Origin of the sequence: Exiguobacterium sp. s91, from assembly GCF_018618915.1 — a bacterium.
Taxonomy (GTDB): Bacteria; Bacillota; Bacilli; order Exiguobacteriales; family Exiguobacteriaceae; genus Exiguobacterium_A; species Exiguobacterium_A abrahamii.
The window spans coordinates 1,891,439-1,916,043 of sequence record NZ_JACSMZ010000001.1 but is presented as its reverse complement, the minus strand read 5'-3'; the positions used below and the strand labels follow the sequence as shown (position 1 = coordinate 1,916,043).

The window sequence follows — 24,605 nt, the reverse complement described above, 5'->3', positions numbered from 1 at the left end:
ACATCTCAATCATTAGAACGGTTGTTTATTTAACCAATGTCCACCGTCAAGAGCGATACATTCTCCGTTCAAGTAGCGGGCTTGATCTGACACCATCCATGTTGCAAGTGTTGCGATCTCTTCCGGTGTCCCGAATCGACCGAGCGGGACGTTGCGGCGAATTCGTTCCGCGTGTTCTGGTGATAATGCGAGTTTGTCAGCACCACCTGTCCGTTCGATCGGTCCCGGACTGATCGCGTTGACACGGGCTTGATATTTATAGCCCCATTCGACGGCAAGCGTCCGCGTCAAGTTCAGGACACCGGCTTTCGCAGCGGCGCTCGGAGCGACACCAGCGCCGGCCTGCCACGCATAAGACGCAACGATGTTGACGATTTGTCCGCCAACGACTTGATCTTCCTGCCATCCTTTGACCAGAGCGTGACAGCAGTTGAATGTCCCGTTGAGGACGATATCGATGACCGTCTTCCATCCATTCGGTGATAACTCGTCGGTCGGGCAGATGAAGTTCCCGGCAGCATTGTTGATCAATGCTTCGAGACGACCGAACCGTTCCCGTGCTTGATTGACAGCAGCCAGACAAGCGTCAGCGTCACGGACATCCATCTGAATCGTCAGATGTTCACCTTGAATCTGCTCCAATGCTTCATCCATCAGTCGCAAGCGTTCCGCGTCGCGTCCTGTAACAACGACGTTCCAGCCGGCTTCCTTTAAGGCGAGCGCCATCGCTTTCCCCATTCCGTTCGTTCCACCCGTCACCATGATCGTTTGTGTCATATTGCTTCCTCCTTTATGTAATGAATGAACAGCCATTCATATTCTTTATTCAAAAAAGAAGGAGCGAACTCCTTCTTTTTCTGACTTATTGTGTTGCAAGAGCCGTATCTGTTAAGACAGGAACGACTTGTTTCTTACGTGAAACGACACCTTCGAGGTAAACAAGGTTGTTCGTCGCTTCAAGACCGTAAGCACGTTCGACGAGATTCGCTTCTTTCCCGAGGACGAGTCCAACAGAGTTGTTCGTCAAGATATCCGTGACGATGAAGACGAACAGATCAAGTCCTTTTGCAAGGATAACTTCGTTGATTGCTGTTTCGAGTTGTTCTTGGCGAAGTAAGACTTCAGCTGTATCGACCGTGTTGACTTGAGCGATTTCGACTTTGAGTGTTCCCATCGTGAATTCTTTTGCATCAAGTGAGATCAATTCAGGAACGGATTTTTTCGAGAGATCAGCTCCTGCTTTGAGCATCTCAAGACCGTAGACGTTCGCATCGACACCAGCGATTTCTGCGAGTTCACGTGCTGCGATGATATCTTGCTCCGTGCAAGTCGGCGATTTGAACAGGAGCGAGTCAGAAATGATCGCTGATAACATCAACCCAGCGATTTCTGGTTTGATGGCAACACCATGCTCTTTGTAGAGCTTGTTGAGGATCGTTGCTGTACAGCCGACCGGTTCTGCCCGGTAGTAAACAGGATCTGATGTCTCAAAGTTTGCGATCCGGTGATGGTCGATGACTTCCGTTACCGTGACAGCGTCGATATCGTTCGCACTTTGTTGACGTTCGTTGTGGTCGACTAAAATGACGTGTGACGCTTCTGTCGCGACTTCTGTCACTAAACGTGGTGCTGTCACTTTGAACGTATCGAGTGCGAATAACGTTTCATCATTCATTTCACCGAGGCGGATGGCTTCGGCATTGACACCGAGTGCTTTCTTTAATTCTGCATAAGCGATTGCCGATGTGATCGTATCGGTATCAGGATTCTTGTGACCAAATACTAAAACTTTTTCCATGACGTGTTCACTCCTCAATGATTGTTGTCTCGCCCTATAGTGTATCATATCTCGGATTTAGAAAGCGTTCATTTTCACCATGATACCAGCGATTTTTTCACTCCAGAAGGGGTCTGACGCGTAAAAGACGTTCATGCCTTTTTGTTTGTTCCCAAGGTACGCCCCACGGTAATAACGTCCGTCCCGATCGAGATAATCCTTTGCGATGAATCGACCGGTCTGCTCGATCGAGTCCGTCAAGGATTTATAGACGGTTGCATCTTCTCCCGGTGCGGAATCGGTCGCATTGACGCCGAACAAGTTATTTTTCTCGCGGGCAATCTCAGACCGTCCATAATCGGATTCGTGAATCGCATGTGCAAGCAGATAGGCTGCGTTGATACGGTATTTCTTTTCAACGGACTTAAAGACTTTTCCTTTACCGATCAAGGGACTGTCCGGTGCTTGCTCCTTGATGAACGCATCGAGTTGTTTGGCACTGAGACGCGTCGGTTTCGTCAAATCACGTGTTAATGTCTTCGATTCAACATATTTGCTCGTCCGAGGCGTCGTTTTCGTTGCTTCGCCGGCAACGATCAGTCCACCAAGTCCGCTGTCCGCGACGATGTAGTGAAGGAGACGATCACCTTTCGTCTGATAATACGATGCATTCGAGACACGTTCTGCGGGGAATGGGCGTAAGCGGTCCGTTGAGACATGACCCGTCACGCCGGCGATGCTGACACGACTTGTCCGTTCCCCGAATTCAAGCAACTGGACACGTGTGCCGGAAGCGACGTACGTGAGCCGTTTCTTTAACTCAGGATCACGATGAATCGATAGAATACCACGATCGTCGACGATCCCAGTACCTGGTCCACCGAGGTAGACGTAGCGGTCGTCCGATGAACGTTTCACCGCACCACGCTGACCCGCATATTCCTTCGCCTCGGCGAACGTCTGGAACTCTTGCTCGTTGATTTTACCTTTCTCATAGCGCTCAGCCGAATAAGGCGCTGGTGGGGTTAAGACGGTCTTCGGTTCCTCGCGGAGCCAAAAGAACAAGAGAACTCCGATGAGGAAGAAAAAAAGTAATCCTTTTATCGAACCGGTCCGGCGCACGGGGCGACCGGGGCGGATAGTGCGTGTCGTCAAAGTAAATCACGTCCTTTAAAAAGCAATGGACATTCCTGTCCAAGGTAGGTAGTCTAACAAAGAAAAACAAAAGGGGGTGAACCTGTTGCAAATCGGTTATCGCACGCTGAAGACAGCGGTTGCTGCTGCGCTCGCGATGTGGATCGCAGAACAGCTCAAGCTCGACTATTACGTCTTCGCTGCCATCATCGCCATCTTGAGCATCCAGTCGACACGAAAGAAGACGTTCCGGTCTTCTTACGAACGCATCATGGCATCATTACTTGCCATCGTGCTCGGATTCATTCTATTCGAGGTCATCGGCTATCGTCCGGTGACGTTATTGATCTATTTCATTTTATTCCTTCCATCCGTTCAACGCCTCCGACTTCAGGACGGTTTCATCACGAGTGTCGTCATTCTGACACATTTGTATACGGAACGTCAGCTCAACGCGCACATCTTATTGAACGAATCCTTATTGCTTGGCATTGGTGTTGGTGTCGGATTACTTGTCAACATGTACATGCCAAGTCTCGATTTATTGATTGACGACCGACGAGAAAAGATTGATCAACGGATCGCCGCCTTATTTTTTGAAGTCGCGGCTGCGATTGAAACAGGGCGGGTCAATCATCATGCGTTGACGCTTGACGAGACAGAACGTCTGTTACGTGAAGGGAAAGATGCCGCCTTAAAACGAATGGGAAACGCGATCGGTCGTCGGAACGATGATGAAGATTATGCCTACTTCCGGATGCGCGAACAACAATTCGAGTTACTGCGCGGTATCGTCCATCATGCCGAGGAACTCGTCCTCGTCGTCGAAGAAGGAAAAAAAGTCGCCGACTTCTTTCGGACGATTGGTGACAATGTCCGACCTGAAGCCGACGCAATGGTGTACATTTCAGAACTAGAGGCATTATTGACACGTTTTCGTGCCTCTGCCTTACCCGTCACGCGGGAGGAGTTCGAAGTCCGCTCTGCCTTACTGCATATGCTACAAGAAGCGGAGCAATATTTACGTTTAAAACAACGATACGTCAATCAAAAGAAATAAAACATCGTCGAAGCGAACGTACCGATCAGGAAGATTGCTAAAATCCCGATCGTCGTCCATTTGATGATGCGTTGTTGTTTCGATGGTTTTGCCATATCCACTACTCCTCTCTTACATCAACTGATTACTGCCATTGTACAAACAACCTTTCAGAAGTGCAAATGACGATGGGGATGGTATACTAAAAAAGCGCTAGTGGATTGAAACATAATAAGAGGAGGGTTTTGTCATGGTCAATGAACAACGTGTATTAGATACGTTTTTAGAACTTGTCCAGATCGATTCGGAATCAAAAGAGGAGGCACGGATTTGTGCTCACCTGAAAAAAACGTTCGAGGATCTCGGATGTGAGGTGTTCGAGGATGACGCTTCGTCTAAGACGGAACATAAAGGAAACAATTTAATCGTCACACTTCCGGCAACAAAAGACGGCGTCGATAAAATTTATTTCACTTCCCATATGGATACGGTATTCCCGGGGCAAGGCATTAAACCAATCATCGAAGACGGTTACGTCAAGACGGACGGCACAACGATTCTTGGGGCAGATGATAAAACAGGTCTCGCATCTCTGATCGAACTCGTGCATGTATTGAATGAAACGAAACAACCTCACGGGAAAATTCAGTTCGTCATCACAGTCGGTGAAGAATCTGGGCTCGTCGGTGCGATGGTGCTTGATCCATCAAAAATCGATGCCGATTATGGTTTTGCACTTGATTCAGATGGAAAAGTCGGAGACATCATCACGGCTGCTCCAACGCAAGCAAAAGTCAATGCGAAGATTTTCGGGAAAACAGCGCATGCTGGTGTCGCACCGGAAAAAGGTGTCTCGGCGATTACGATTGCGTCGAAAGCGATCGCGAAGATGCCGCTCGGTCGGATTGATGAAGAGACGACAGCGAACATCGGACGGTTCAGCGGTGGCGGTCCATCAACGAACATCGTTTGTGATTATGTCGAAATCTTCGCGGAAGCACGGTCACTCGTCGCTCCGAAGATGGAAGCACAGACAGAGAAGATGAAAGCGGCGTTTGAAGAAGCGGCAGCAGAGCTTGGTGGTCGTGCTGAAGTTGAAGTCAAAGTCATGTACCCAGGATTCAAGTTCGAGGATGGAGATCAAGTCGTCGAAGTCGCGAAAGCAGCGATCACACAACTCGGACGCACGCCACGCCTCTTACATTCTGGTGGTGGATCAGATGCCAACGTCATTGCTGGTTTTGGTATTCCAACGGTCAACTTGGCTGTCGGATATGAAGATATCCACACGACGAATGAGAAGATGCCGATCGAAGAACTCGTCAAAACAGCGGAACTTTGCGTGACGCTAGTTGATTACATTACGAACAAATAAGCTGATGAAACACAAAAAAGAGTGTACCGCAACATTGCGGTACACTCTTTATCATTGTACGATTAAACTACTTGAGGACGATCAACATATTCCATAGACTCTAGAACGAGTTCTTCAGTACATAATAAGGTCGAAGCGATTTCATCGATTTGAATCGACTTTCCGTATTTTTGCCGATAACTCTCGTTCAGTTTGCGGGCTTCCCGGACGATGCGGGCATAGGTCCGTTCAATCTTAGTCATGGAAAAAACCACCTTCCAAATCTGAATAGGTACAGTTTACCATGCTTCAACAGAAGAAAGGTGTATTTTGTGTATAAAAAATGCTAATTTTACGAAAAGGGGAAAAAGATGGAATTTTATTTTTTAGGGACAGGAGCCGGTATGCCGTCGAAACAACGAAACGTCACATCGATTGCCTTGTTACACCCCAAAATGACCTGGTTGTTCGATTGTGGAGAGGCGACACAACATCAAATCTTACACAGTCCGATCAAACCACGGAAAGTCAACGCGATCTTCATCACCCATTTACACGGGGATCATATCTTTGGGTTACCAGGATTCATTAGTACAAGAGCAGCGCTGGAAGGCACGACACCGCTAACGATCTATGGACCGACCGGGATCAAAGAATGGATGGACGCGACATTACGCATCACAGGAACATATCTACGTTATCCACTCCGGATCGTTGAAGTCGAAGACGGTCAAACCTATGACCAGGATGGATTCCGCGTGACGGCGCGGTCGCTTGAACATCGCTTCCCGGCGTTCGGGTACCGACTAGAAGGACCAGAAGAGCGGGGTGCCTTGCGTGTGGATGCACTGAAGGCACTAGGCGTTCCTTCCGGTCCGATCTATCGCCGAATCACACTGGAAGAAACCTTTGAATTCGAAGGCACGGTCTATTCATCGTCCGATTTTTTAGAATCACCCAAACCTGGTGTCAAACTAGCCGTTCTTGGCGATACGATGCCGTGCGCGGCCTCGGTCGAACTGGCACGAGACGTCGATGTATTAGTCCATGAAGCAACGTTTGCCGATCGAGAAGTCGAACATGCGGGACGCTTCGGTCACTCGACCGCTCGACAGGCAGCTGTCATTGCAGAAACGGCACAAGCGAAAAAGCTTCTATTGACGCACGTTTCCGCTCGTTATGTCGATCAAGAGGAAGTACTGGAACAAGAGGCGCGAGAAGTATTCGCGAACAGCCATCTCATGTTTGATCACCGGGTCGTCCCGGTCAAAGGATAGACGATGGACTTTCTAATTCTATGGGCACTCTTTTTACTGGCTGCTAGCGGATTAGGATTTTTACTCGAACGTCGGACGGAAAAAGAAAAATACTTGTACATGAAGTTCATTTTTTATGCATGTCTCGGGGCCGTGTCGTTTCCAGTCTATGATATTCAGTTACCGCTCGGCATCATCATTTTCCTGATCGTCCTGCACCCGAAAAAGAACTCGCGTTATAAACGGTACATGGCACTCTTTGGATTCCTATTCTTCCTGTTCCAACTCTTTCTCGGTCCGTTTGATGCTGGGATGTTGCGGGAAGAAACACAACAGATTGGTCGCGTGACGATCACGGATGACTCATTCGACAATTTCCTTTCTCAAATCGAACGACGTGTCGGTGAAGAGGGACTGCGGATGGAACAAAGTCAGTTGATGTTCGATCGGGGCGGAAATCTCCGGAACGCCTCGTTTGAGATGCTCGTCGAAACACCGAAACGCTTCATTCGTTACGATGTCAGTTACCAGGAGCTGACAGGAACGATTTCCTATCGACCACGTGAAGAGTTGACGACAAAATCGTTGACGTCGTATTACCAGAAACTGATTGATGCGAATCAATCGTTTGAGACGTTGCGAAAGCTTTCGATTCATGAAATCTTACATGATTCCAAAACACCCTATGTCGAGATGGATCTCGATGGGCTCTATGAAACGTTTAGTCTGCAGGATGCAACGGTCTTCTTGATTGATGACGAAGGAAAACTGATTCCGTACGTCAATACAGGGGACGATGTCTTAGCGAATGCGGTCCGTCTGACCTATTACCGTTCTGACGGTCAATCCTTACGCGATAAAACTATTCTGTTATATAATTACAGCTTTGAGACATCAAGGCGAAAAGGAGTCGTACGATGAAAAAATGGTTATTTGCTGCAAGTATCGTGTTACTTGCCGGTTGCGCGGAAGCAAGAGAGGAACAACAAACGGCGTCTTGTGAGGCGGAAGTCAAGGTATCAGTCGTGGATCACGTCAAAGATAAGACGTTGTTTGATAAAGACGTATGCTTGAACGAAAACGATACAGCACTGGATGCACTTGAAGATACGACGCTCGATGTCGTCAAAACAGGTAAAGGTGAGATGGCATATGTCACGGCAGTCGATGGGATTCGAGAGAAATCAGCTGGAGCAGGTAGTGGCTGGGTCTTCGGAGTCAACGGCAAACCAGGCGAAGTCGGTGCTGGAAGTTATGAACTGAAAAAAGGAGATCGTCTCGAATGGCGATTTGAAAAAGATGCAATGGCTTATTTTGAGTAAACCAGAACGGGAGCGACTTCACCCAGTGAACGTCGCTCTCTTTTTCATCGGGATGATTACGATCCCGTTCGTCCTCACACATGATCAATCAGTGATCGTCGTCTATCATCTGCTCTTGTTTTTATTCGTTCAAGAACGGACTGTGTTTCGCTATTTAGTCCTCCCGGCTCTTTATGCCGTCATGATGTGTGTCCCGCTTCTTTATGGTGCAAGCATCGACACAGTAGCGATTTATGAAACGACGGTCCAAGTGACGCTATTCATCACGTCGAGTCAATGGATTTTTACGTTGGTTCGACTCGATCAGATGGGACCGTTGTTTCGTTTCTTACCTCGACTGACACGATTGACGGGTATGGTGCTGGCGCTGATTCCGTCTTTCTTACGCACTTGGCCCGAAGTCAAGATGAGTCATCCGGATACGTCGCTTGCTGTTCGACTGGAGCGGATGGCCGCCTATCATATCGTACCGATTGAAGCGGTGCCGTCTCGCTTAAGACCGATCACACGACGTGATGTTCAGACAGGCTTATTGCTTGCGACAGGACTGGTTTTTTGTCTGACACCATGGGCAATCATTTCGGCGATGATTTTGCCTATAGCGCTATTATTTACAAAAGGGGGAATCCGGGATGCCTATCATGTATACCGACACCGATCGCGAAGAGCGACTACGTCAACAGGCGGGCGAACATGAACAACCGGTCTTGACACCCGAGCGGTTGCTTCATGGACGTGTCCGAGATCTTCTGGCGACGGGTTCCTTGTTTCGGGCAGGAGAACTCGCGACTTTGCTTGGGCTAGAAGCTTTTTTTGAAGCGGAGTCCAGTGAGCTCTCATCCGGAGAACAACAGCTTGTCGGTCTCGGTCATGCGTTGTCTTCGTCACCAAATACCCTGTTCTTGTCGGAACCGTTTCTCTTTCTTGATCATGTCAGGCGAAAGCGATTGATGGGATTGCTTGAAGAAATCGAACGACGGTTTGGTTGTCAGATCCATTGCTCGATGACGATACAATCCGACTTGGCGATCACGAGTCGCGCCACTGAACTGACAGGTCGTATCCTGAATCGGATCGAAAACGTCCAACACCGTTATCCGTTACAGACACGCTATGCACTCGTGACAGAAAAATTGTCGTTTCACCAAGGTGAACGCATTGCGATCGTCGGTGCGAATGGTAGTGGGAAATCGACGTTACTACGACTCGCGCTCGGTGTCGAGCGACCGCTATACGGAAAAGTCCGGCGGTCGGGGGAGACGCATTATGTACCAGCGCATCCGATGCTTGCGCCATTAGACGATCGAAGTGGTAGTTTTACGACGCAAAAAAAACGTCTCTTGGACGGTATCGATTGGAGTAAAGACAGCTATTACTTTGATGAACCGACGGCTGGACTTGATGACAGCGCACGAATGGCTTTCGTCGCATCGTGGAAGCAGAATCCGACGAATCTGATCGTCATGGCGACGCATGATCCAGTTCTCATTCGGGCAGCACAGCGGATCATTTATCTCGTGCACGGAGAGGTTGCTTTCGATGGACCGACGAAGCATTTTTTACAAGAAAGTCGGTTGTTCGTATGATCGTCGCAACGGTTCTAATCGTTTGTCTGTTTTTAGTCATGTTCGAGAGACTTCAGATGACGGATCAACGATTACGGTTCATCGCCATCATCACGGCAGCGGCAATCGTCGGACGATTGTTGTTCTCTAGTTTGCCGAACGTCCAGCCGGCAACGGCACTCGTCTTATTATTAGCCGTATTCATCCATCCGATCGTCGGAGCTATTTCTGGGATGCTTGTCGTCGTGTTAACGAGCTTATTTCTCGGAAGCGGTCCGTTCGTCCTCTTTCAGGCGCTGGCGTATGCAACGATTGCCAGTTTAGGATTCGTTCCGTTTCTTCGTTACCGGATCGTATTGACTGGATATGGATTTCTAGCTGGTTTCTTATACGGATGGGTGAGCAATCTCGGGTTCTTGGTATTGACCGGATTCTCGTGGCAAGCTTTTTTGACACTGCTTGTAGCCGGGGGAACGTTTGATATGCTTCACGGATTCAGTAACGCGATATTCATTTGGATATTGTTTCCGATTTTTTTACGAATTATGCATTCATTCGATGAAAAGAGGGGTACAGAATAGTAACATACCGAACAGGAGGGAAGGCATATGCTGGGATCGTCGATTTCGCTTGCTTATGTCGTCATGTTGCTCATCGTTTCGAGTGTCGGCTTAGTGTTTGGCAGTATTCTGTTGATGAAAGGTACGATTAGAGGACGTTACGCTGCTTGTTACTTACTTGCTGCCGCCATCTTCCCAAGCGCCATGCTCATTACCTCATCAGAAGGATTACTTTGGCAACATTTACGATTCGAGAGTTCATGGTTCCTCGCGATTGTCTCCTGGTTACTCGTCTTATCGACGGGCTACATCGTCTCGATCACGGGTGCGCTCGTCATTCGTTATCTGTATCACTATACGACGACGTTCGATCGCGTCAAACGTTATGCGACGCGGCGTTTTCGTCATCATGAGGCATAATTACAAAAACGGAAGAACCAGCTATCTGGTCCTTCCGTTTTTTTATGAATTCGCGTACAGGAGTTCTTCTTCTGTCGATGATTCTTGCTGGCGAGCAGGATCTTGAATTCGACCTGTCACTTCGGTCAGGAGACGGCGTGGCAAGAGACGAGACAAGGAAACCATGGCGCGGTTGCTTGCACCTGGAACAACGACGCGGCGTCCTTTGAGCATGCCACGGTACCCGGCGAAGGCGACGAGGTGTGACGGCATACTCTTGAATGGTAGCGTGATGTTCGCCCGGTCGAAGAAGTTCGTATCGGTCGGTCCTGGACAGAGACAAGTCACACTGACACCCGAGCCGTCGACTTCTGTCGCAAGTGCTTCTGAGAACGACAGGACATAGGCTTTCGTTGCATAGTAGACACTCATGTATGGTCCTGGCATGAAGGCAGCGACCGACGCGACATTCAAGATGCGTCCAAAGCCACGTTCGACCATTCCCGGTAAGAGACGTTTCGTCAAATCCGTCAAGGCGACGACGTTGACCTGGATCGAGTTAATGTCTTCTGTTGGATCGATTTCCGCAAAGCGTCCCGACGTGGCGAAGCCGGCATTATTGAACAATAGATCGACTGTCAATTCTTGTTCCTCTAAGTATTGCACGAGACGATCAACGCTGTCGCTTAGCGATAAATCAGCAGCGAATACATAGACTTTGATCTGATAGCGTTTTTCAAGGACCTGTTGAAGCTCCTTCAATTTCTTCTCATTGCGGGCAACGAGTACACAATCGAAGCCATCTCGCGCCGCGAGGACAGCGAGATCTAGTCCGATTCCACCCGATGCACCGGTAATCAGTGCCGTTTTTCGTAACATAGGACATTCCTCCATTCGAAATCGTGAATCTGAGTCTAGTGTATACCATTCCATACCGTTCCCGCGAATCCTGTTTCGTAAGCATTTACTTTTCTTATCACTGGTTCAACCAGTATGATAGAACAGTAGAGGGGAAGTGGAACGAATGAGGAAAAAAGTAACCGTCGCCTTGTTGCTCGCGACGTTTTTAGCCGCGATCGAGGGGACGATCGTTGCAACAGCAACACCTGTCATGGCGAGTGAATTGAACGGGGCGAAATTAGTCAGTTGGATCTTTGCTGGATTCTTGTTGTTCATGGCGGTATCAACACCGATTTACGGAAAGATGGCAGATTTATATGGTCGAAAACGGGTTCTGTTATTCGGGATCGGCGTCTTCACCGTCGCTTCGTTAGCCTGTGGACTCGCTCAATCGATGGAGATGTTGATCGTTTTCCGCGCCGTCCAAGGAATCGGGGCAGGAGCTGTATTGCCGATCGCGATGACGATCATTGGGGATTTGTATACATATGAGGAGCGGGGGAAAATCCAAGGAGTGCTCAGCGCTGTCTGGGGAATCTCAGGTGTCGCTGGACCACTTGTCGGTGGATTCCTCGTCGAATCGCTTTCGTGGCGGTATATTTTCTTACTAAACGTACCGTTTGCGTTATTGTCGTTCTTCATGATCGTCGTTTACTACAAAGAGACGGTCCGTGAAACGGAACGGAAAATCGATTACCGGGGTGCGTTATTGTTTGCGCTCGGGATGAGTGCGTTTCTTTACGGCTTATTATCGGGCAGTGAGTCGGAGACGTTCTTGCGTCCGATCATTCTAGCCAGCTTTTTCATTAGTTTCGTTTTATTGTTCACGTTCTATCGTGTCGAGAAAAAGGCGAGCGATCCACTCTTACCACCAGCAGTCATTCGCCATCCGGTCATTCTCGTGATCAACTTAGCGGTCTTCTTTTCCGCCTGGGTGCTCGTCTCGATGTCAGCGTATATTCCGATTTTTGCCCAAGGGGTACTCGGCAAGAGTCCGACCGAAGCTGGTTTCATGTTGATGCCACTGTCGCTTTTTTGGACGCTGACCGCCATTATCGGTGGACGGACGATTGGTGTCGCCTCACCCCGGTATCGGACGATGACAGGAATGGGACTGCTGATCGTCGGTACAGTGATTTTATCGTTGATCACGCGCGAATCAAGTGATGTTTTCATCTATCTTGCCGTTTCGCTGATCGGAATTGGTTTTGGTCTCTCACAACCCGTCTTCATGGTCGTCCTGCAGACTTCCGTCGATTGGTCACTTCGTGGCTCAGCGACGGCCGTCAACTCGTTCTTGAGTACGACGGGACAGACGCTCGGTGTTGCGATCTTCGGTACGATCTTCAACCTATCCATCCTTCGTTCGTTTTCAGCGTCGGACACGCTCTCAGGGTACGCGATTGATCCATTTTTCCAATCGAGTACGGCAAAAACGTTCGGACAGGATGTGCAGTATGCGGCAGAAATCGCGTTATCACATGGATTACGTTACGTCTTCATCGGTGGCGTTCTTTGTGCGATTCTTGCGTTCGCGATGACATGGCGTTTACCGAAAGTTCGACCTGACGATCCACGATCGTAATGAAGAGGCGGACTCAAAAGTCAATCTCTACAAAGAAAAGGGTGGCAGACTGATGATCTGCCACCCTTATTTCGTAATAAAAGACTCGCCACACGCTACTCCTACAGGAAAAAGCGCACTTTTGCGCTGTCAGAGACAAACAAGACCCGCTTTTCTGCTCAAATGAAGCAGAAAACTGGCTTGTGTCTCGCCTGAGGAAAGGGCGTGAAGAGACGAGTCGTTCTTTTTTTAGTCATCCTCTTCTTAATTAGGAAGATTGACTAGTGGCACTCTCACGCTGGGCGAGTTGTTCGCGAATATCGCGTTCGTTGCGTCGGAGGAACAATCCGATTCCGATCAATAGTAAAGCGGCACCGGTGATTTGAATCCATGTCAGCTTCTCATCGAACAGATAGTATCCGAAGATCATCCCCCAAACCGCTTCGCCAAGGATCGTGATGCTGACGATGCTGGCACTGACACGAGCGAGCGCCCAGTTGAATAAATTGTGACCGAGTAACGTCGGGAAGACGGCAAGAAGAATATACAGCCACCAATCTTGTTGGAACGCAGCAACGAGATTCGTTGATTGAATCAATGATAACAAAAGTAAGACGAGCGACGCGACAGCGTAGACACCGAACGAATAGAGGTTCGTCGAGACGCTTGTGCGGACGTGTTGACCGAGCAACCAGTAACCAGCGACTAAAATCGTTGCGAGCAAGGCAAGACCGTCCCCGATCAAGGCGCGCATGCCGACAGCGATATCTCCATAAGCGACGAGACCGCCACCAAATAAGGCGACAGCGACGAACAGGAGTGCTTTGCGCGACGGGTGTTGTTTGAAGAATAACGCGTTACCGGCCAGGACAAAAATCGGACTCGCGGTCACGAAGAGCGTCGAGCTCGCAACTGTCGTATAATCAAGAGAGAGGAACCACAGCCAAAAATGCCCGGCGAGCAAAATGCCACTTAATAGCATATGCCGGATCGTCGACGAACTGAGTTGCAACAGTTCCTTCAATCGAATGAGTGGGAGCAACAACAAGGTCGAAAACAACATGCGGTAAAAGGCGACAGCCTCGATCGGTGTCTCCGCCCACTTGACGAAGATTGCCGATGTTGAAATAAAGAATAAAGCCATGAATAACGTAAAATAGGGCATGGGTACCTCCACATGTCTGAAGTAAGGAAATGAGGGTGAAGCGTGTGCAATTGATCATTGCTGAAAAACCAAAACAAGCGGAAAAACTGGCAGCTCCGTATCCGTCCGTGAAGCGGGACGGCTACATTGAAATCAAACCATGTGACCGGTTTCCGCAAGGAGCAAAACTCGCCTATGCGGTCGGACACTTATGCGAACTGCAGGAGCCGGCGCATTATGACGCCAAATGGAAACGATGGAACTACGATCATCTGCCGATCATCCCGGAACGATTTGATTACCGACTGGCAAAAGGCAAGAGTAAACCATACCAGGTCATCAAGAAATTATTGAATGAGCGGACGACGACTTCCATCATTATAGCATCGGATGCCGAGCGAGAGGGAGAGGCAATCGTCCGATTGATCTTACGTCTCGCGAACAACGCGAAACCACTGCAACGACTCTGGATTTCGAGTCTGACGCCTCAAGCGGTTGATCATGGGTTTGCGAACCTGCTCGATGGCAAGGAAACGGAGAACATTTTTCATGAGGCGATGAGTCGCGCTTGCGCCGATTGGTTGATCGGGATGAATGCGTCACGTGCGTATACGACGTTACTGAAGAAGAAGGGCATCGCCGACGTCTTCTCCCTCGGACGGGTCCAGACACCGACGCTTGCACTGATCGTCGAACGGGAAAAACAGATCGAGAATTTTCGACCGGAGACGTACTACGAAGTCGAGGCGGATTTTACGCGATACAAAGGAAAATACATCAATGCGAAGAAACAGACGAAGCTGAGTGACCGGGACCAGGCACAAGCGATCGTGGATCGGACGAAAGGAACTGGAGTCGTCGCATCAATCGAGAAAAAACGTCAGACGGAACGACCACCGTTTTGGTTCAGTTTGTCACTCTTACAAACAGAAGCGAGCCGACGGTTTGGTCTCGGTGCAAAAGAGACGCTCGATATCGCGCAAAAACTCTATATCCGTGGTTGGATCAGTTATCCGCGAACGGACTCTTCCTTCGTAACGAAAGAGGAGGCGGGACAGTTCCCGGTCATTCTTGATCGGTTACTGAAGCAAGCGGAATATAGCCCAATCAAGGATGTCCTGACGAACAATCCGGCTAACGATAAACGTTACGTTAATCCGGCGAAGGTCAGCGACCACTATGCGATCATTCCAACAGAAGAAGCGGGTGCCGTCGCGAAGCTCTCCGGACGAGATGCACAAGTCTACGACTTAATCGTTCGCCGTTTTCTTGCTGCCTTTGCACCGGACGCCGTCTCGGAGAAGACGGAAATCGTGACGACGCGTGAGATGGACCGTTTTTTGACACGCGGCAGTCGGACGATTGATCCGGGTTTTAAACAAGTCTTACAAATCGAGTCAAAGGAAGTCGAATTACCAGCCGTCGAACAAGGACAAGAGATGCCGATCAAAGGCTGTCGTCTGCTTGAGAAACAAACGGAGCCGCCGAAACGCTATACGGAAGGGACGCTCATCCTCGGTATGAAAACAGCCGGTAAGTTACTCGAAGATGAGCTGCAAGCGATCATGAAGGAAGTCGAGGGACTTGGGACGGAAGCGACCCGTGCCGGGATCATCGACGGACTAAAACGGCGGGAATACATCAAACTCGTCAAAAAAGAGATTCATCCGACGCCAAAAGGTCGGATCTTGATCGATGCCGTAACGGGGAGCATTCTTGCTTCGCCAGAGATGACAGCGAAGTGGGAGAGCCGTCTCGAGCAAATCGGTAAAGGGGAAGCGTCGGCTGCCCAGTTCATTGAACAGGCGAAGAAATTGTCGGAGCATCTCGTCGTCGATGCCAAACAACGAATTGAACAACTCGCCGTTGATCCGACACAAGTCAAAAGCAAGTCCCCGCGGGGTGCAACGAATCGTCCGGTCGGTCCGTGCCCGCTGTGTCAATCAGCAGTGCTTGATCGTGGGAAGTTCTATGGCTGCAGTGGCTATCAAAAGAACAACTGTGGCTTTACGTTACCGAAAACGATCCTTGGTGCCCGACTGACGCAAACGGAAGTCAAAAAAGTACTAGCGGGTCAAAAAACAAAGCCACTCGAGATGAAAAAGAATGCGCGCCAGTTTAAGGCGATGCTCTATCTCGAACGCGATCAATTAAAATTCGAATTCACGAAAGGGGAAGACTGATGCAATACGAACTGATTCAAAATCAAACGTTTCGTCCTGTCTTTGAACGACTGTTACAAGAAGGGCGCCGCTTGACGGTCTGGTTTCCGGACCATATTGAGGTACAGTCGGCAGAAGGACTGGTCGAAGAAGCAGAAGAACTGTTTGGTGTGACTGCGGAAGTGATCGATGATCCACAATCATTCGGAAAACACATCCTACTTCCGTACTTGACGGAAGTCGAGCACCGGGAAGATGGATTCATCCGCTACGAAGCTGAGCTGACGGAAGAGTTACGCCAACTCGTACGCGAATTGACGTTACCGATGCTGACGGAAGGCGACTTCGAAGTGTTGTATTCATATCAAATCGAGACGGAGACGGAACGCTTCTTCGTTGAAGACTGGTTCCAAGCTGACTTACAAAAACTACCTAACTAGGTGAAACTTTCTTGAAGAGGATGACGTAGGATAAGTGATCGTCATCATTTTATTCATTTGGAGGGTTCACTATGTTCACAGTAGCATTCATGGAAGGCGAACTGGGAGGCGACGGCTTCTTCTCGGGCATGCCGATTTTCATGGTCGGATTTTTTGTTCTCATCATCGGGTTCATTCTGTTTGGAGTCATCTCTGCAGCCTCAAAGGGAATTTCGACGAATTCATTGACGCAACAACTGCGCGAGCATGCGGCGCGTCTCGTCAGTCCAACGGAATCGGATGCACTGAATTACGTCGCTTACTTAGAAACGTTGACAAGTTTTCCAGTCGAAAAGACGAATCTCGAACCGTTTCGGATTGCGACTGGCATCTTAAGGCTCGTCCAAGGAACAGATCAGATTTCCGAAACGACGAAAAAACAAGTCGTCGCTCAGTACTTACGGCTCGGCATTTTGGATGCGGATCATTTAGCGGACGAACAGCCGGTCCGGAGTCATAGTCATAGCCATCACCATCATCATTGAAAAAGGGTCCTCAGGGGCTCTTTTTTTGTTGAAAACGGTTGAATCGTGACATCTAATTGTCATATACAACGATTTAGATTAAAGTTGTATGAAATTGAAATCTTTTTGAGCAGAATGCTGTGTATCGATTGAAAAAAGTTTACAATGAATGGACGGGAATACCTTTATTGCTGGAGAAAGATAAAGGGAAAGGAGTTGAATTCCTTTAATGAAAACATGGCTGAATCGAACGATTGGACGGCAAATCATGTCTGCGTTTTATGTGATTTTTCTGACACTGCTGCTAACGACAGGTGGTGTCTACCTATATACGAAACAACAGGTGGATGAATCACGCCAAGAGTTAAAGATGTTAAACGAACATCGGACACGGGCGACGGATTTGTACGAATCATGGCAAAGCATGCAGTACGAGATGCGTGGCTTCGTCTTGCTTGGTGACGAAGAGATGTTAAAAGAAATCGAAGCAAAGAAAAATGGCATCAATCAACAAACGACATGGTTCGAGCGCAATGCACGCTTCAAAGAAGAACGGCAGTATGCAACGGACGCACGGGAACTCTATACAGCGTATACCCAACGCGTCATGCCGAGCCTCGTCAATTATGTCGCGGCGAAAAAAGACGGCAAAGTGACGGAACCGTTCTTGAAGATGCCGACGCTTGGAAAGGTCACGAAATCAAAACCACTCGATCCACAGCGGAAGTTCAACATCAAGACGAAGAGTGCGGCTGATATGAGTTCAAGTATCGTTGATATGGAGACGGTCTTCACAAAATATCGTAATTCCTTAAACGATCAAGAGATGGCGGCGCAAGAGCAGCTTGGTAAACAAGTCAACTCGGCGCAAATTCTCGGAGCAGTTAATATCGCAATCCTCTTATTGATTACTCTCGTTTTCGTCCGACCATTCGTCCGCCGCTTGACTCGTCAGTTGCGTCAGTTGAACCGGGAAAGTGGACGACTCGCTAAAGGTGAGGATGCGACACCAATCGTCATCACGAATCGTCAAGATGAGATTGGTGAATTGACGACGACGTTCAACCAGATGGCAGCCGCCATTTCCGGGCAAAAGCACCAGCTTGTCGCGAGTAACGACGAACTTCAAAGTCAACAAGAAGAATTAATTGCCCAGCAAGAAGAACTGCAATCGCAACAGGAAGAACTCGAAGAAGCACTCGACATCACGTTGCGCAACGAGACCCATTTGCGTTATCGCAATGAGTTGACCGAGACACTTGCGTCTCGCGAAACGTTGACGGCGTATCCAGCGATCATCGAAAAATTGATTACGATCACCGATGCGGAGCTCGGAGCAATCGTCTTCTTAGAGCAAGACCGCTATACGGATCTCGTCTCGTACGGGATGACGGCAGCTCAGGAGCACCAGTTATTACATGCTTCGACGTCATTACTCGAACGCACACGTCAAAACAAACGCGCTGTTCGCTCGACGAAACAAGTCGCGAGTCATCATCCGCTCCCGTATCCATACACGATGTACGAAATCGTCGTACCGGTGATGGATCCAGCGACGAACACGATGATTGCAAGCATTTATCTCGTCCGTTACCGGGATGCTTTCACGGAAGACCAGACAAATGAAATCTGGTCGTTCTCCCGTCAATTGGCACTCTCCTTGCTTCGGATGCGTGTCTTTGAAGAAGTCGAACGAGAACGGGAAAAGACCTCAAAACTTCTACATTCGATTCGAGAAGCGGTCATCTATATCGAAGGAGAGACGATTTTTGCCAATAAACCATTGCTCGCTTTATTCCATCATCCGGCGCACGATCAAGTGGCGGAAGAAGGATTGATGACGCTCGACGTCAAAATCGAAGAGTTGGCAGTGCAGGTTGATCAACATGAGGCGTTCTTAACCTACATGGATCATGTCTGCAGTCAGGAAATTCCGACGGAGAGCTTGGCGTTGTCCTTGAACAAGGAAGAGCGATTCGTCACGCTGTATGCAGAGGAAATTCATTACGGTGGTTGTTTCCGCGGTACGATGCTCGTCTTACGTGACGTGACGGCAGAGACAGCGATCGACCGGATGAAATCGGAATTCGTCTCGACCGTCTCGCATGAGTTGCGGACACCGCTTGCCTCGATTTACGGCTACACGGAATTGATGCTCGCGCGCGACGTCCAGGAATCAAAACGTCAACGGTATCTCGAGACGATTCATGCAGAAACCGAACGGTTGACGAATCTCGTCAACGACTTCCTCGATGTCCAGCGCATGGAATCGAGTCAGCAGCAGTATGACTTCAAACCGCTTGATTTGACGAAAGTCATTCAGGAAACGGTCGAGTTCCATACGGCTTCGGCAAAAGATCACGAGCTAGTCCTTGATTTTGAAGAAACGACGACGGGTCGGATTCATGCTGACGAACAAAAAATGCGTCAGCTGTTCACGAACCTGATCAACAATGCGATCAAGTATTCACCGGATGGTGGTCAAATCACGATCACGATGCGTCAAGTCGAAGATCGTGTCCAGCTGAAGATCGAAGATGAGGGAATCGGCATTCCCCGTCACGCGTTACCACAACTGTTTAGTAAGTTTTATCGAGTCGATAATTCGGATAGTCGAAAAATCGGCGGTACCGGTCTTGGTCTTGCGATTTGTCAGGAAATCGTTCGTTCGCACGAAGGGATGATTCATGTCGAATCAACAGAAGGTGTCGGGTCCGCGTTCATCGTCGAACTACCGATCGTCCAGTCCGTCGTACCGGTCACGGAATCGGCAGATGAATGTTAATGTCAAAAGCGTTCTTTGATTTTTTAATCAAAGGGCGTTTTTTTGTTGGTTTCATCTGCAAAAACGGGAATTAACTACTATCAAACAGAAAGGAAGTGAGGAGATGCGGCGAAGCAGATGGCCTTGTTAAGTCCGACGATCACTCATGCTTTGGATCCTGATCGAAGCCAGTAGTTCGTTCATTCCAGCTTATGTGATTGAGCGCTTTTACTGGGAAGACCGGGGAATGAGCATTGCCGACGTCGTCATCGCAGAAATCGTCTTTGCTTGGGTCATGTTGATTGGTGAGGTCCCGTTCGGTTTGTTATCCGATCGGTGGGGCAGAAAGCCGTTCATTCTGGCTGGTTTCGTATGTGAGTGGTTATCGTTTACGGTGTTGCTTGAAGCCTACTCATTATCCGCTTTTCTTTTGGCGATGGTCCTTGCCGGCATCGGTGGCGCAGCACTTAGTGGAGCGCTTGAAGCCCACGTCTATGAAACATTGCGAATGCATAGGAGAGAAGAGCGATTCGAGACGGTCTGGCGACTGATTTCAATCGGTGGTTTATTGACATCAGGACTCGCAGCACTTGTCGGGAGTTACGCTGTGCGATCGGTAGACTTGATTTGGCACTATCACGTGTCCTGGTGGGTATTGCTCGGAACAGTACTGCTGACGTTTTTCTTAAAGGAAGCATCGCGAGAACAAGACGGAGAGACGAGTTCATTAAAGACATTTCTAAACGGTTTTTCGTTTCGACGCGTCTACGTCCGAATTCTTTGTCTTGTCTTGTTATACGGGGCGACGATTGATTTCGTCGATGAGTTTTGGCAACTTTATCTACGGGATCAAACGATACCGATGGTCCATTTCGGATTCGTTTTCGTGTTATTTCAAATCATGCAGGCGACCGGTGTGTCCTTATCTCAGTTCCGATCGCCGGTCGGATGGGCGATGATCTATATCGTGTGTCTTGCCGGATTGTCGGTTGCCTCTCCGCTCGTCAGTATCGGGTTACTCGGGACGCTGTACTTGTGCTATGGCTGGGCTGAGCCTTATTTGACCACTATCATCCAAGAAGTTGCGCCGCCAAATGGACGTGCAACGTTTACGTCGCTGATCTCAGTCATTGAACGTTTGGCTGTGCTTGGAACCGGTACACTGTTCGTCTTCGTCGAACGTGTCTTCTCGCTTCAGATGACCTATGCCGCGCTCGGTCTCGTCTCACTTATGTTACTTCTATTGTATAGTGTGACGCGAACGCGTCAGAACTGAATCAAAAAAAGGGGCTGATTCAAAAGTCAGCCTCTAAAAAGATAAGGATGGCAGAATGAGAATCTGCCATCCTTATCTCGTAACAAAAAGAATGACGCGTCACACGCCACTCCTACAGGAACAAGCGCATTTATGCGCTGTCAGAGACGAACAAGACCCGCTTTCCTGCTTCAACCAAGCAGGAAAACTGGCTTGTGTCTCGCCTGAGGAAAGGGCGTGAAAAGACGCGTCATTCTTTTTTTGAGTCAGCCTCTTTTGACTGTCATTTATTACGACACGTGTCGTTGCTCCTGAGAAGAACGTGCCAATACCTGGCGAGCTGGTTGCCACATCAACAAGGAGAGGACTCCTGCGAGCGCATAGACAAGCTCGATCGCAAACACATCGGCAAGCCATCCGAACAGCAGACTACCGAGACAGAAGCAGAGTGCATACACGGTTTGTTGCACGCTATAGACATACGGTAACCGTTCGAGTGGTGTCGTCGTCTGCAACAACGTATTCAGCTCAATCGCCCGGACTTGACTTGCAAACCCTTGGATCAGACAAGCGATCACGGCAAGTGTGACGATTGGAGCGAAAGCAAACAAGAGGGTCGCAGTAATCGAAAAGCCGATACTACGATAAAGCAACGAACGCGTTCCACGACGACGTAACATCATGTAGCTGCCGGCGATCATGCTCAGCAGATAGAAGGCATTTAGAATGCCCCACCAGCGTTCCGATAGCTGGAAATGTGTATCGATGTAGACGAGGAACAGAGCAGAAATCCAAGCCGTACTGACGAACGCATCGATTCCGACGAGATACGTGTTGGCTTTCGCGAAAGAATGCGTTCGCGTGTAGCGAATACTCGACCGGAAGGAGACGTCTTCCCCTTCCATCGAAGGGTCGGGTAGAGAGCGGACGCTTCGATAGAACAGATAGCTGATGAGACTGGCACCTAAAAACAGACCAGCCGAGACGGACAAGACGGAAAGAGGGGATAACCAGCTGACCAGGATGGCGCCGAGCGGCCACATGATGAGCTGAATCACTTGATTCGAACCTTGTACGAGACTGTTAGCGTTCTGGACATCCTGACACAGTCGAGGGATGAAGGCACTTTCGATCGGACGAGCAAATCCGTCGAAGAAAGCGATACACCCAACGAGTGCGAGGATAAGTGGCAGTGGTAAATCAAATCCCCAGATGACGCCTAATAGAATCGTCTTGAGGAGTTGACTGCCGAACAACAAGGAGGCATGGGGAACACGTTGAGCGACTTGGGCGAATAAGAAGCCGCTACCTGTCATGCCTGCTGTGACGAGAACAGGAAACAGGGCAGCGAGACTCGCTTGCCCTGTCGTTTGATAGATCATCGCGATCAGGGAGACGATATAGAGCGCATCTCCCGCATTCGCAATCCATTGACTGACCAATAAAAGCTTAAACCGGTTCATTCTGAATGACCTCCATATCGTACGTATTTAGTTAGGAGTGAGAATTCAGAATGACTTACATTGGACGCCCTCATTTCATGTTTTTTTCTAGTGTAAGAGGAAAAAAATGGATTGTCAATCAGAATCGTGACGGGAGTTCCGGGCAACGAGTGTAAAGGGATCGACCATCGACGTCGCAGCGGCTTCGTCTTGAGCACGAGATGCCGATAGCTTGATTGGTTTTAGTTGCTGGCGGAAGCGGAAAGCCCGTTCGAGTCGACTCATGAATAGATTGCTGAAAAAGACGACTAATGCTAGCCCAATCAGTGGAACAAGGAACATATGATTGAGCCAAGACGTCGCTGAAAACTGGTTATAGTAATAACCGAACATCGAGGACCACTCAAAAATCGTTGGGGCAGTTCCTACATGTAAATTAACCGTTCCAGCGAAGAAAATTTTGAAAAGTGATAAGTGAACGAGTAACATCAACGTTTGGATGAACTGTTGCATAAAAACGATTGTCAACGTTGGAACAAGATGTGGCCAAATGTGGCGTCTGAACCGATGCCACGGACTGCCACCAAGCGTCTGGGCGACAATCATGAACTCTTGACTAAGTAACTGACGGGTCTCAGCAATCAGATAAAGCGATAAAGAGGGGAGACCAAGCAAAATCAAGACGATCAACTCGAACGATACACGGTCGAACAACGATGGGATAGCAGTCGAATCAAAGAACGTAAGTGATGGAAGCAAAATGAGCAACGCGACAAGAGAGAGCGGTAAAACTAAAAATCCATCAAGAATAAGTTTTAAGTATCGATTGACGCGAGCACTTCTAAAAGCTAGCGGAATCGCAATCACTAGCGAAAGAAACATTCGACCGAGCGCAACAATCATACAAATACCGGCTGTCCATTTAAATCCTTCAATCATCAATTGAAAGAGGTCATAGCCAGAGCGGTCTGTACCGAGCCATTGATCACTTGACGGTTTTAGTGGTGATGTCGCAAGGAACGTACCGTCTTCAGCATACCGGTTCGAGATTTGATCGACTTGACCATCACGAAAGATCGTATTTCCAAAACTAAGGAGCAGTAAACCAGTGAGTAAAAATAAACATAGCCAGAAGACAGGATCTCGCATCAAAGTACGACGCATCAAATCCCCCCTTTCCAGGCGTTAGGAATAAGCCATTCTGCCAACAAATCAATGATGAAAATCGGTAGATAGATTAAGAACAAGATGACCATCAAAATCGGCATTTGTCCATTATAAAAGACGAACCGGAACATACCTTGCACTTCGAACGTGTATTCAATGATCACGAGACTCGATAATACCGTAATGATGTTCGCTCGGAAAAACAGATAAAACCGATAGATCATTGTCGGAATCAAATGTTTCCAGAAAAGAGCGGCAGGACGAATGCCTTTAGCCCGTGCGAGTTCAAGGAAAGGAGCAGCTTCCTGTTCGAGTACTTGCGTCGTCAACCATTTGATGAAGAAGAATAGTGTTGTCAACGTTAGCGTAAGAATCGGTAAAAAACGAATGTACTCAGCATAGGATCCCGCAATTTCGATTTTGTCATACCCGGTCGTTTTAAACAGATAGAGGACAAGGAATTGTGAAAGAATGATCCAGAACAGATCCGGAACCATCTCAAGCGTCCGCGTCGTTTGCTTCAGCATCATACGTGTTTTGCGACCACTCCGATAAAACAGATAAGCATAAAAAATCGCACACACAGCGGAGACCAGCATAGCTGTCGTAAAGATGATTAACGTCTCTTTAATGAATGGACTGATGGTAGGAAGCAACAAGAATTCCTTTTGAGCGGTTACGTTGAAATAGGTAATCTCATCAAGTTTCGTTAATTGAGCAAATTGCTGTTTCAGACCTTCCCAGTAGCTTGCTGGGTTGAATTTCATTTGCGCGACAAGCGCCGGAAGGGCGCTGATCGCAATCAAGACAAAAAATGCCACGATAAGCTGAATTGATTTTCGGGCGATAAACACCATG

Annotated in this window: 24 protein-coding genes; 15 read left to right on the top strand and 9 right to left on the bottom strand. The window is 48.6% G+C overall.

Annotated features, from left to right (window positions below):
• Positions 1-12 precede the first annotated feature (12 nt).
• From fadH to KNQ06_RS09975, 3 genes are all read right to left on the bottom strand, one after another.
• Entirely contained in the window at positions 13-777 is a 765-nt protein-coding gene (gene fadH / locus KNQ06_RS09985) for a 2,4-dienoyl-CoA reductase (RefSeq protein ID WP_058712928.1), read from the bottom strand.
• A gap of 85 nt (positions 778-862) precedes the next feature.
• Positions 863-1,798, bottom strand: coding sequence for a manganese-dependent inorganic pyrophosphatase (locus KNQ06_RS09980; protein WP_064300264.1), 936 nt, complete (start codon positions 1,796-1,798; stop codon positions 863-865).
• Positions 1,799-1,855: 57 nt separating this feature from the next.
• On the bottom strand, positions 1,856-2,932 hold the full coding sequence (locus tag KNQ06_RS09975) for an N-acetylglucosaminidase (protein WP_215148102.1): 1,077 nt from the start codon (positions 2,930-2,932) through the stop codon (positions 1,856-1,858).
• 85 nt (positions 2,933-3,017) lie between these two features.
• Here KNQ06_RS09975 and KNQ06_RS09970 point away from each other — a divergent pair, with 85 nt between their 5' ends.
• Positions 3,018-3,971, top strand: coding sequence for an aromatic acid exporter family protein (locus KNQ06_RS09970; protein ID WP_023467626.1), 954 nt, complete (start codon positions 3,018-3,020; stop codon positions 3,969-3,971).
• A gap of 229 nt (positions 3,972-4,200) precedes the next feature.
• Positions 4,201-5,325: a M20/M25/M40 family metallo-hydrolase gene (locus KNQ06_RS09965; RefSeq protein WP_064300262.1), complete on the top strand. Its 1,125-nt coding sequence runs from the start codon at positions 4,201-4,203 to the stop codon at positions 5,323-5,325.
• A 62-nt stretch (positions 5,326-5,387) separates the two neighbouring features.
• Here KNQ06_RS09965 and KNQ06_RS09960 read toward each other — a convergent pair whose 3' ends face one another.
• Positions 5,388-5,567, bottom strand: a complete 180-nt coding sequence (locus KNQ06_RS09960) for a hypothetical protein (protein ID WP_023467629.1) — start codon at positions 5,565-5,567, stop codon at positions 5,388-5,390.
• Between the two features lie 108 nt (positions 5,568-5,675).
• Here KNQ06_RS09960 and rnz point away from each other — a divergent pair, with 108 nt between their 5' ends.
• Genes rnz through KNQ06_RS09925 form a run of 7 tightly spaced genes read left to right on the top strand, consistent with a single transcriptional unit; the run spans position 5,676 to position 10,427 of the window.
• Positions 5,676-6,581 (top strand): ribonuclease Z, encoded by a 906-nt coding sequence (gene rnz, locus KNQ06_RS09955; RefSeq protein ID WP_149426989.1) that lies wholly within the window; start codon positions 5,676-5,678, stop codon positions 6,579-6,581.
• 3 nt (positions 6,582-6,584) lie between these two features.
• On the top strand, positions 6,585-7,481 hold the full coding sequence (locus tag KNQ06_RS09950) for a hypothetical protein (RefSeq protein ID WP_058265134.1): 897 nt from the start codon (positions 6,585-6,587) through the stop codon (positions 7,479-7,481).
• Positions 7,478-7,882 carry a DUF4430 domain-containing protein gene (locus KNQ06_RS09945; RefSeq protein ID WP_215148100.1) on the top strand — a complete coding sequence of 135 codons (405 nt, stop codon included), beginning with the start codon at positions 7,478-7,480 and terminating at the stop codon, positions 7,880-7,882. The genes KNQ06_RS09950 and KNQ06_RS09945 overlap by 4 nt, the downstream gene beginning before the upstream one ends.
• Positions 7,860-8,579 (top strand): hypothetical protein, encoded by a 720-nt coding sequence (locus tag KNQ06_RS09940; RefSeq protein WP_215148098.1) that lies wholly within the window; start codon positions 7,860-7,862, stop codon positions 8,577-8,579. The genes KNQ06_RS09945 and KNQ06_RS09940 overlap by 23 nt, the downstream gene beginning before the upstream one ends.
• Entirely contained in the window at positions 8,515-9,468 is a 954-nt protein-coding gene (locus tag KNQ06_RS09935; RefSeq protein ID WP_251133508.1) for an ATP-binding cassette domain-containing protein, read from the top strand. The genes KNQ06_RS09940 and KNQ06_RS09935 overlap by 65 nt, the downstream gene beginning before the upstream one ends.
• 56 nt (positions 9,469-9,524) lie before the next feature.
• A complete protein-coding gene (locus KNQ06_RS09930) occupies positions 9,525-10,028 on the top strand; it encodes an ECF transporter S component (protein WP_251133507.1) in 504 nt (167 codons plus the stop codon).
• A gap of 27 nt (positions 10,029-10,055) precedes the next feature.
• The gene (locus KNQ06_RS09925; protein WP_149426991.1) at positions 10,056-10,427 is read left to right on the top strand and encodes a hypothetical protein; all 372 of its coding nucleotides are present in this window, start codon (positions 10,056-10,058) and stop codon (positions 10,425-10,427) included.
• Between the two features lie 42 nt (positions 10,428-10,469).
• On the opposite strand, the gene KNQ06_RS09920 is transcribed toward KNQ06_RS09925, so the two are convergent.
• The gene (locus KNQ06_RS09920) at positions 10,470-11,285 is read right to left on the bottom strand and encodes an SDR family NAD(P)-dependent oxidoreductase (RefSeq protein WP_023467637.1); all 816 of its coding nucleotides are present in this window, start codon (positions 11,283-11,285) and stop codon (positions 10,470-10,472) included.
• A gap of 145 nt (positions 11,286-11,430) precedes the next feature.
• On the opposite strand from KNQ06_RS09920, the gene KNQ06_RS09915 reads away from it, so the two are divergent.
• Positions 11,431-12,891, top strand: a complete 1,461-nt coding sequence (locus KNQ06_RS09915; protein WP_058712922.1) for an MDR family MFS transporter — start codon at positions 11,431-11,433, stop codon at positions 12,889-12,891.
• A gap of 247 nt (positions 12,892-13,138) precedes the next feature.
• Here the strand turns inward: KNQ06_RS09915 and KNQ06_RS09910 are convergent, their stop codons facing one another.
• On the bottom strand, positions 13,139-14,035 hold the full coding sequence (locus KNQ06_RS09910; RefSeq protein ID WP_023467639.1) for a DMT family transporter: 897 nt from the start codon (positions 14,033-14,035) through the stop codon (positions 13,139-13,141).
• 44 nt (positions 14,036-14,079) lie between these two features.
• On the opposite strand from KNQ06_RS09910, the gene KNQ06_RS09905 reads away from it, so the two are divergent.
• The 5 genes from KNQ06_RS09905 (at position 14,080) to KNQ06_RS09885 (ending at position 21,159) form a co-directional block, all read left to right on the top strand.
• Complete coding sequence (locus tag KNQ06_RS09905; RefSeq protein WP_149426993.1) at positions 14,080-16,197, top strand: DNA topoisomerase III; 2,118 nt, start codon at positions 14,080-14,082, stop codon at positions 16,195-16,197.
• On the top strand, positions 16,197-16,616 hold the full coding sequence (locus tag KNQ06_RS09900; RefSeq protein ID WP_023467641.1) for a hypothetical protein: 420 nt from the start codon (positions 16,197-16,199) through the stop codon (positions 16,614-16,616). Before KNQ06_RS09905 ends, KNQ06_RS09900 begins: the two co-directional genes overlap by 1 nt.
• A 71-nt stretch (positions 16,617-16,687) precedes the next feature.
• Positions 16,688-17,140: a hypothetical protein gene (locus KNQ06_RS09895; RefSeq protein WP_214724510.1), complete on the top strand. Its 453-nt coding sequence runs from the start codon at positions 16,688-16,690 to the stop codon at positions 17,138-17,140.
• Positions 17,141-17,348: 208 nt separating this feature from the next.
• The gene (locus tag KNQ06_RS09890) at positions 17,349-19,904 is read left to right on the top strand and encodes a sensor histidine kinase (RefSeq protein ID WP_214724512.1); all 2,556 of its coding nucleotides are present in this window, start codon (positions 17,349-17,351) and stop codon (positions 19,902-19,904) included.
• 145 nt (positions 19,905-20,049) lie between these two features.
• On the top strand, positions 20,050-21,159 hold the full coding sequence (locus KNQ06_RS09885) for an MFS transporter (RefSeq protein WP_214769136.1): 1,110 nt from the start codon (positions 20,050-20,052) through the stop codon (positions 21,157-21,159).
• A 269-nt stretch (positions 21,160-21,428) separates the two neighbouring features.
• Here KNQ06_RS09885 and KNQ06_RS09880 read toward each other — a convergent pair whose 3' ends face one another.
• From KNQ06_RS09880 to KNQ06_RS09870, 3 genes are all read right to left on the bottom strand, one after another.
• Positions 21,429-22,601 carry an MFS transporter gene (locus KNQ06_RS09880; RefSeq protein WP_214769139.1) on the bottom strand — a complete coding sequence of 391 codons (1,173 nt, stop codon included), beginning with the start codon at positions 22,599-22,601 and terminating at the stop codon, positions 21,429-21,431.
• A 114-nt stretch (positions 22,602-22,715) separates the two neighbouring features.
• Positions 22,716-23,744 (bottom strand): ABC transporter permease subunit, encoded by a 1,029-nt coding sequence (locus tag KNQ06_RS09875; RefSeq protein WP_214769142.1) that lies wholly within the window; start codon positions 23,742-23,744, stop codon positions 22,716-22,718.
• The gene (locus KNQ06_RS09870) at positions 23,744-24,604 is read right to left on the bottom strand and encodes an ABC transporter permease subunit (RefSeq protein ID WP_023467647.1); all 861 of its coding nucleotides are present in this window, start codon (positions 24,602-24,604) and stop codon (positions 23,744-23,746) included. The genes KNQ06_RS09875 and KNQ06_RS09870 overlap by 1 nt, the downstream gene beginning before the upstream one ends.
• Position 24,605 lies beyond the last annotated feature (1 nt).

Bases quoted from the DNA above. Each gene is read 5' to 3' on its own strand.
- fadH (WP_058712928.1), bottom strand. From the start codon at position 777: ATGACACAAACGATCATGGTGACGGGTGGAACGAACGGAATGGGGAAA.
- KNQ06_RS09980 (WP_064300264.1), bottom strand. From the start codon at position 1,798: ATGGAAAAAGTTTTAGTATTTGGTCACAAGAATCCTGATACCGATACG.
- KNQ06_RS09965 (WP_064300262.1), top strand. From the start codon at position 4,201: ATGGTCAATGAACAACGTGTATTAGATACGTTTTTAGAACTTGTCCAG.
- KNQ06_RS09960 (WP_023467629.1), bottom strand. From the start codon at position 5,567: ATGACTAAGATTGAACGGACCTATGCCCGCATCGTCCGGGAAGCCCGC.
- rnz (WP_149426989.1), top strand. From the start codon at position 5,676: ATGGAATTTTATTTTTTAGGGACAGGAGCCGGTATGCCGTCGAAACAA.
- KNQ06_RS09950 (WP_058265134.1), top strand. From the start codon at position 6,585: ATGGACTTTCTAATTCTATGGGCACTCTTTTTACTGGCTGCTAGCGGA.
- KNQ06_RS09945 (WP_215148100.1), top strand. From the start codon at position 7,478: ATGAAAAAATGGTTATTTGCTGCAAGTATCGTGTTACTTGCCGGTTGC.
- KNQ06_RS09940 (WP_215148098.1), top strand. From the start codon at position 7,860: ATGCAATGGCTTATTTTGAGTAAACCAGAACGGGAGCGACTTCACCCA.
- KNQ06_RS09935 (WP_251133508.1), top strand. From the start codon at position 8,515: ATGCCTATCATGTATACCGACACCGATCGCGAAGAGCGACTACGTCAA.
- KNQ06_RS09930 (WP_251133507.1), top strand. From the start codon at position 9,525: ATGACGGATCAACGATTACGGTTCATCGCCATCATCACGGCAGCGGCA.
- KNQ06_RS09925 (WP_149426991.1), top strand. From the start codon at position 10,056: ATGCTGGGATCGTCGATTTCGCTTGCTTATGTCGTCATGTTGCTCATC.
- KNQ06_RS09920 (WP_023467637.1), bottom strand. From the start codon at position 11,285: ATGTTACGAAAAACGGCACTGATTACCGGTGCATCGGGTGGAATCGGA.
- KNQ06_RS09915 (WP_058712922.1), top strand. From the start codon at position 11,431: ATGAGGAAAAAAGTAACCGTCGCCTTGTTGCTCGCGACGTTTTTAGCC.
- KNQ06_RS09910 (WP_023467639.1), bottom strand. From the start codon at position 14,035: ATGCCCTATTTTACGTTATTCATGGCTTTATTCTTTATTTCAACATCG.
- KNQ06_RS09900 (WP_023467641.1), top strand. From the start codon at position 16,197: ATGCAATACGAACTGATTCAAAATCAAACGTTTCGTCCTGTCTTTGAA.
- KNQ06_RS09895 (WP_214724510.1), top strand. From the start codon at position 16,688: ATGTTCACAGTAGCATTCATGGAAGGCGAACTGGGAGGCGACGGCTTC.
- KNQ06_RS09890 (WP_214724512.1), top strand. From the start codon at position 17,349: ATGAAAACATGGCTGAATCGAACGATTGGACGGCAAATCATGTCTGCG.
- KNQ06_RS09885 (WP_214769136.1), top strand. From the start codon at position 20,050: ATGCTTTGGATCCTGATCGAAGCCAGTAGTTCGTTCATTCCAGCTTAT.
- KNQ06_RS09880 (WP_214769139.1), bottom strand. From the start codon at position 22,601: ATGAACCGGTTTAAGCTTTTATTGGTCAGTCAATGGATTGCGAATGCG.
- KNQ06_RS09875 (WP_214769142.1), bottom strand. From the start codon at position 23,744: ATGCGTCGTACTTTGATGCGAGATCCTGTCTTCTGGCTATGTTTATTT.
- KNQ06_RS09870 (WP_023467647.1), bottom strand. From the start codon at position 24,604: ATGGTGTTTATCGCCCGAAAATCAATTCAGCTTATCGTGGCATTTTTT.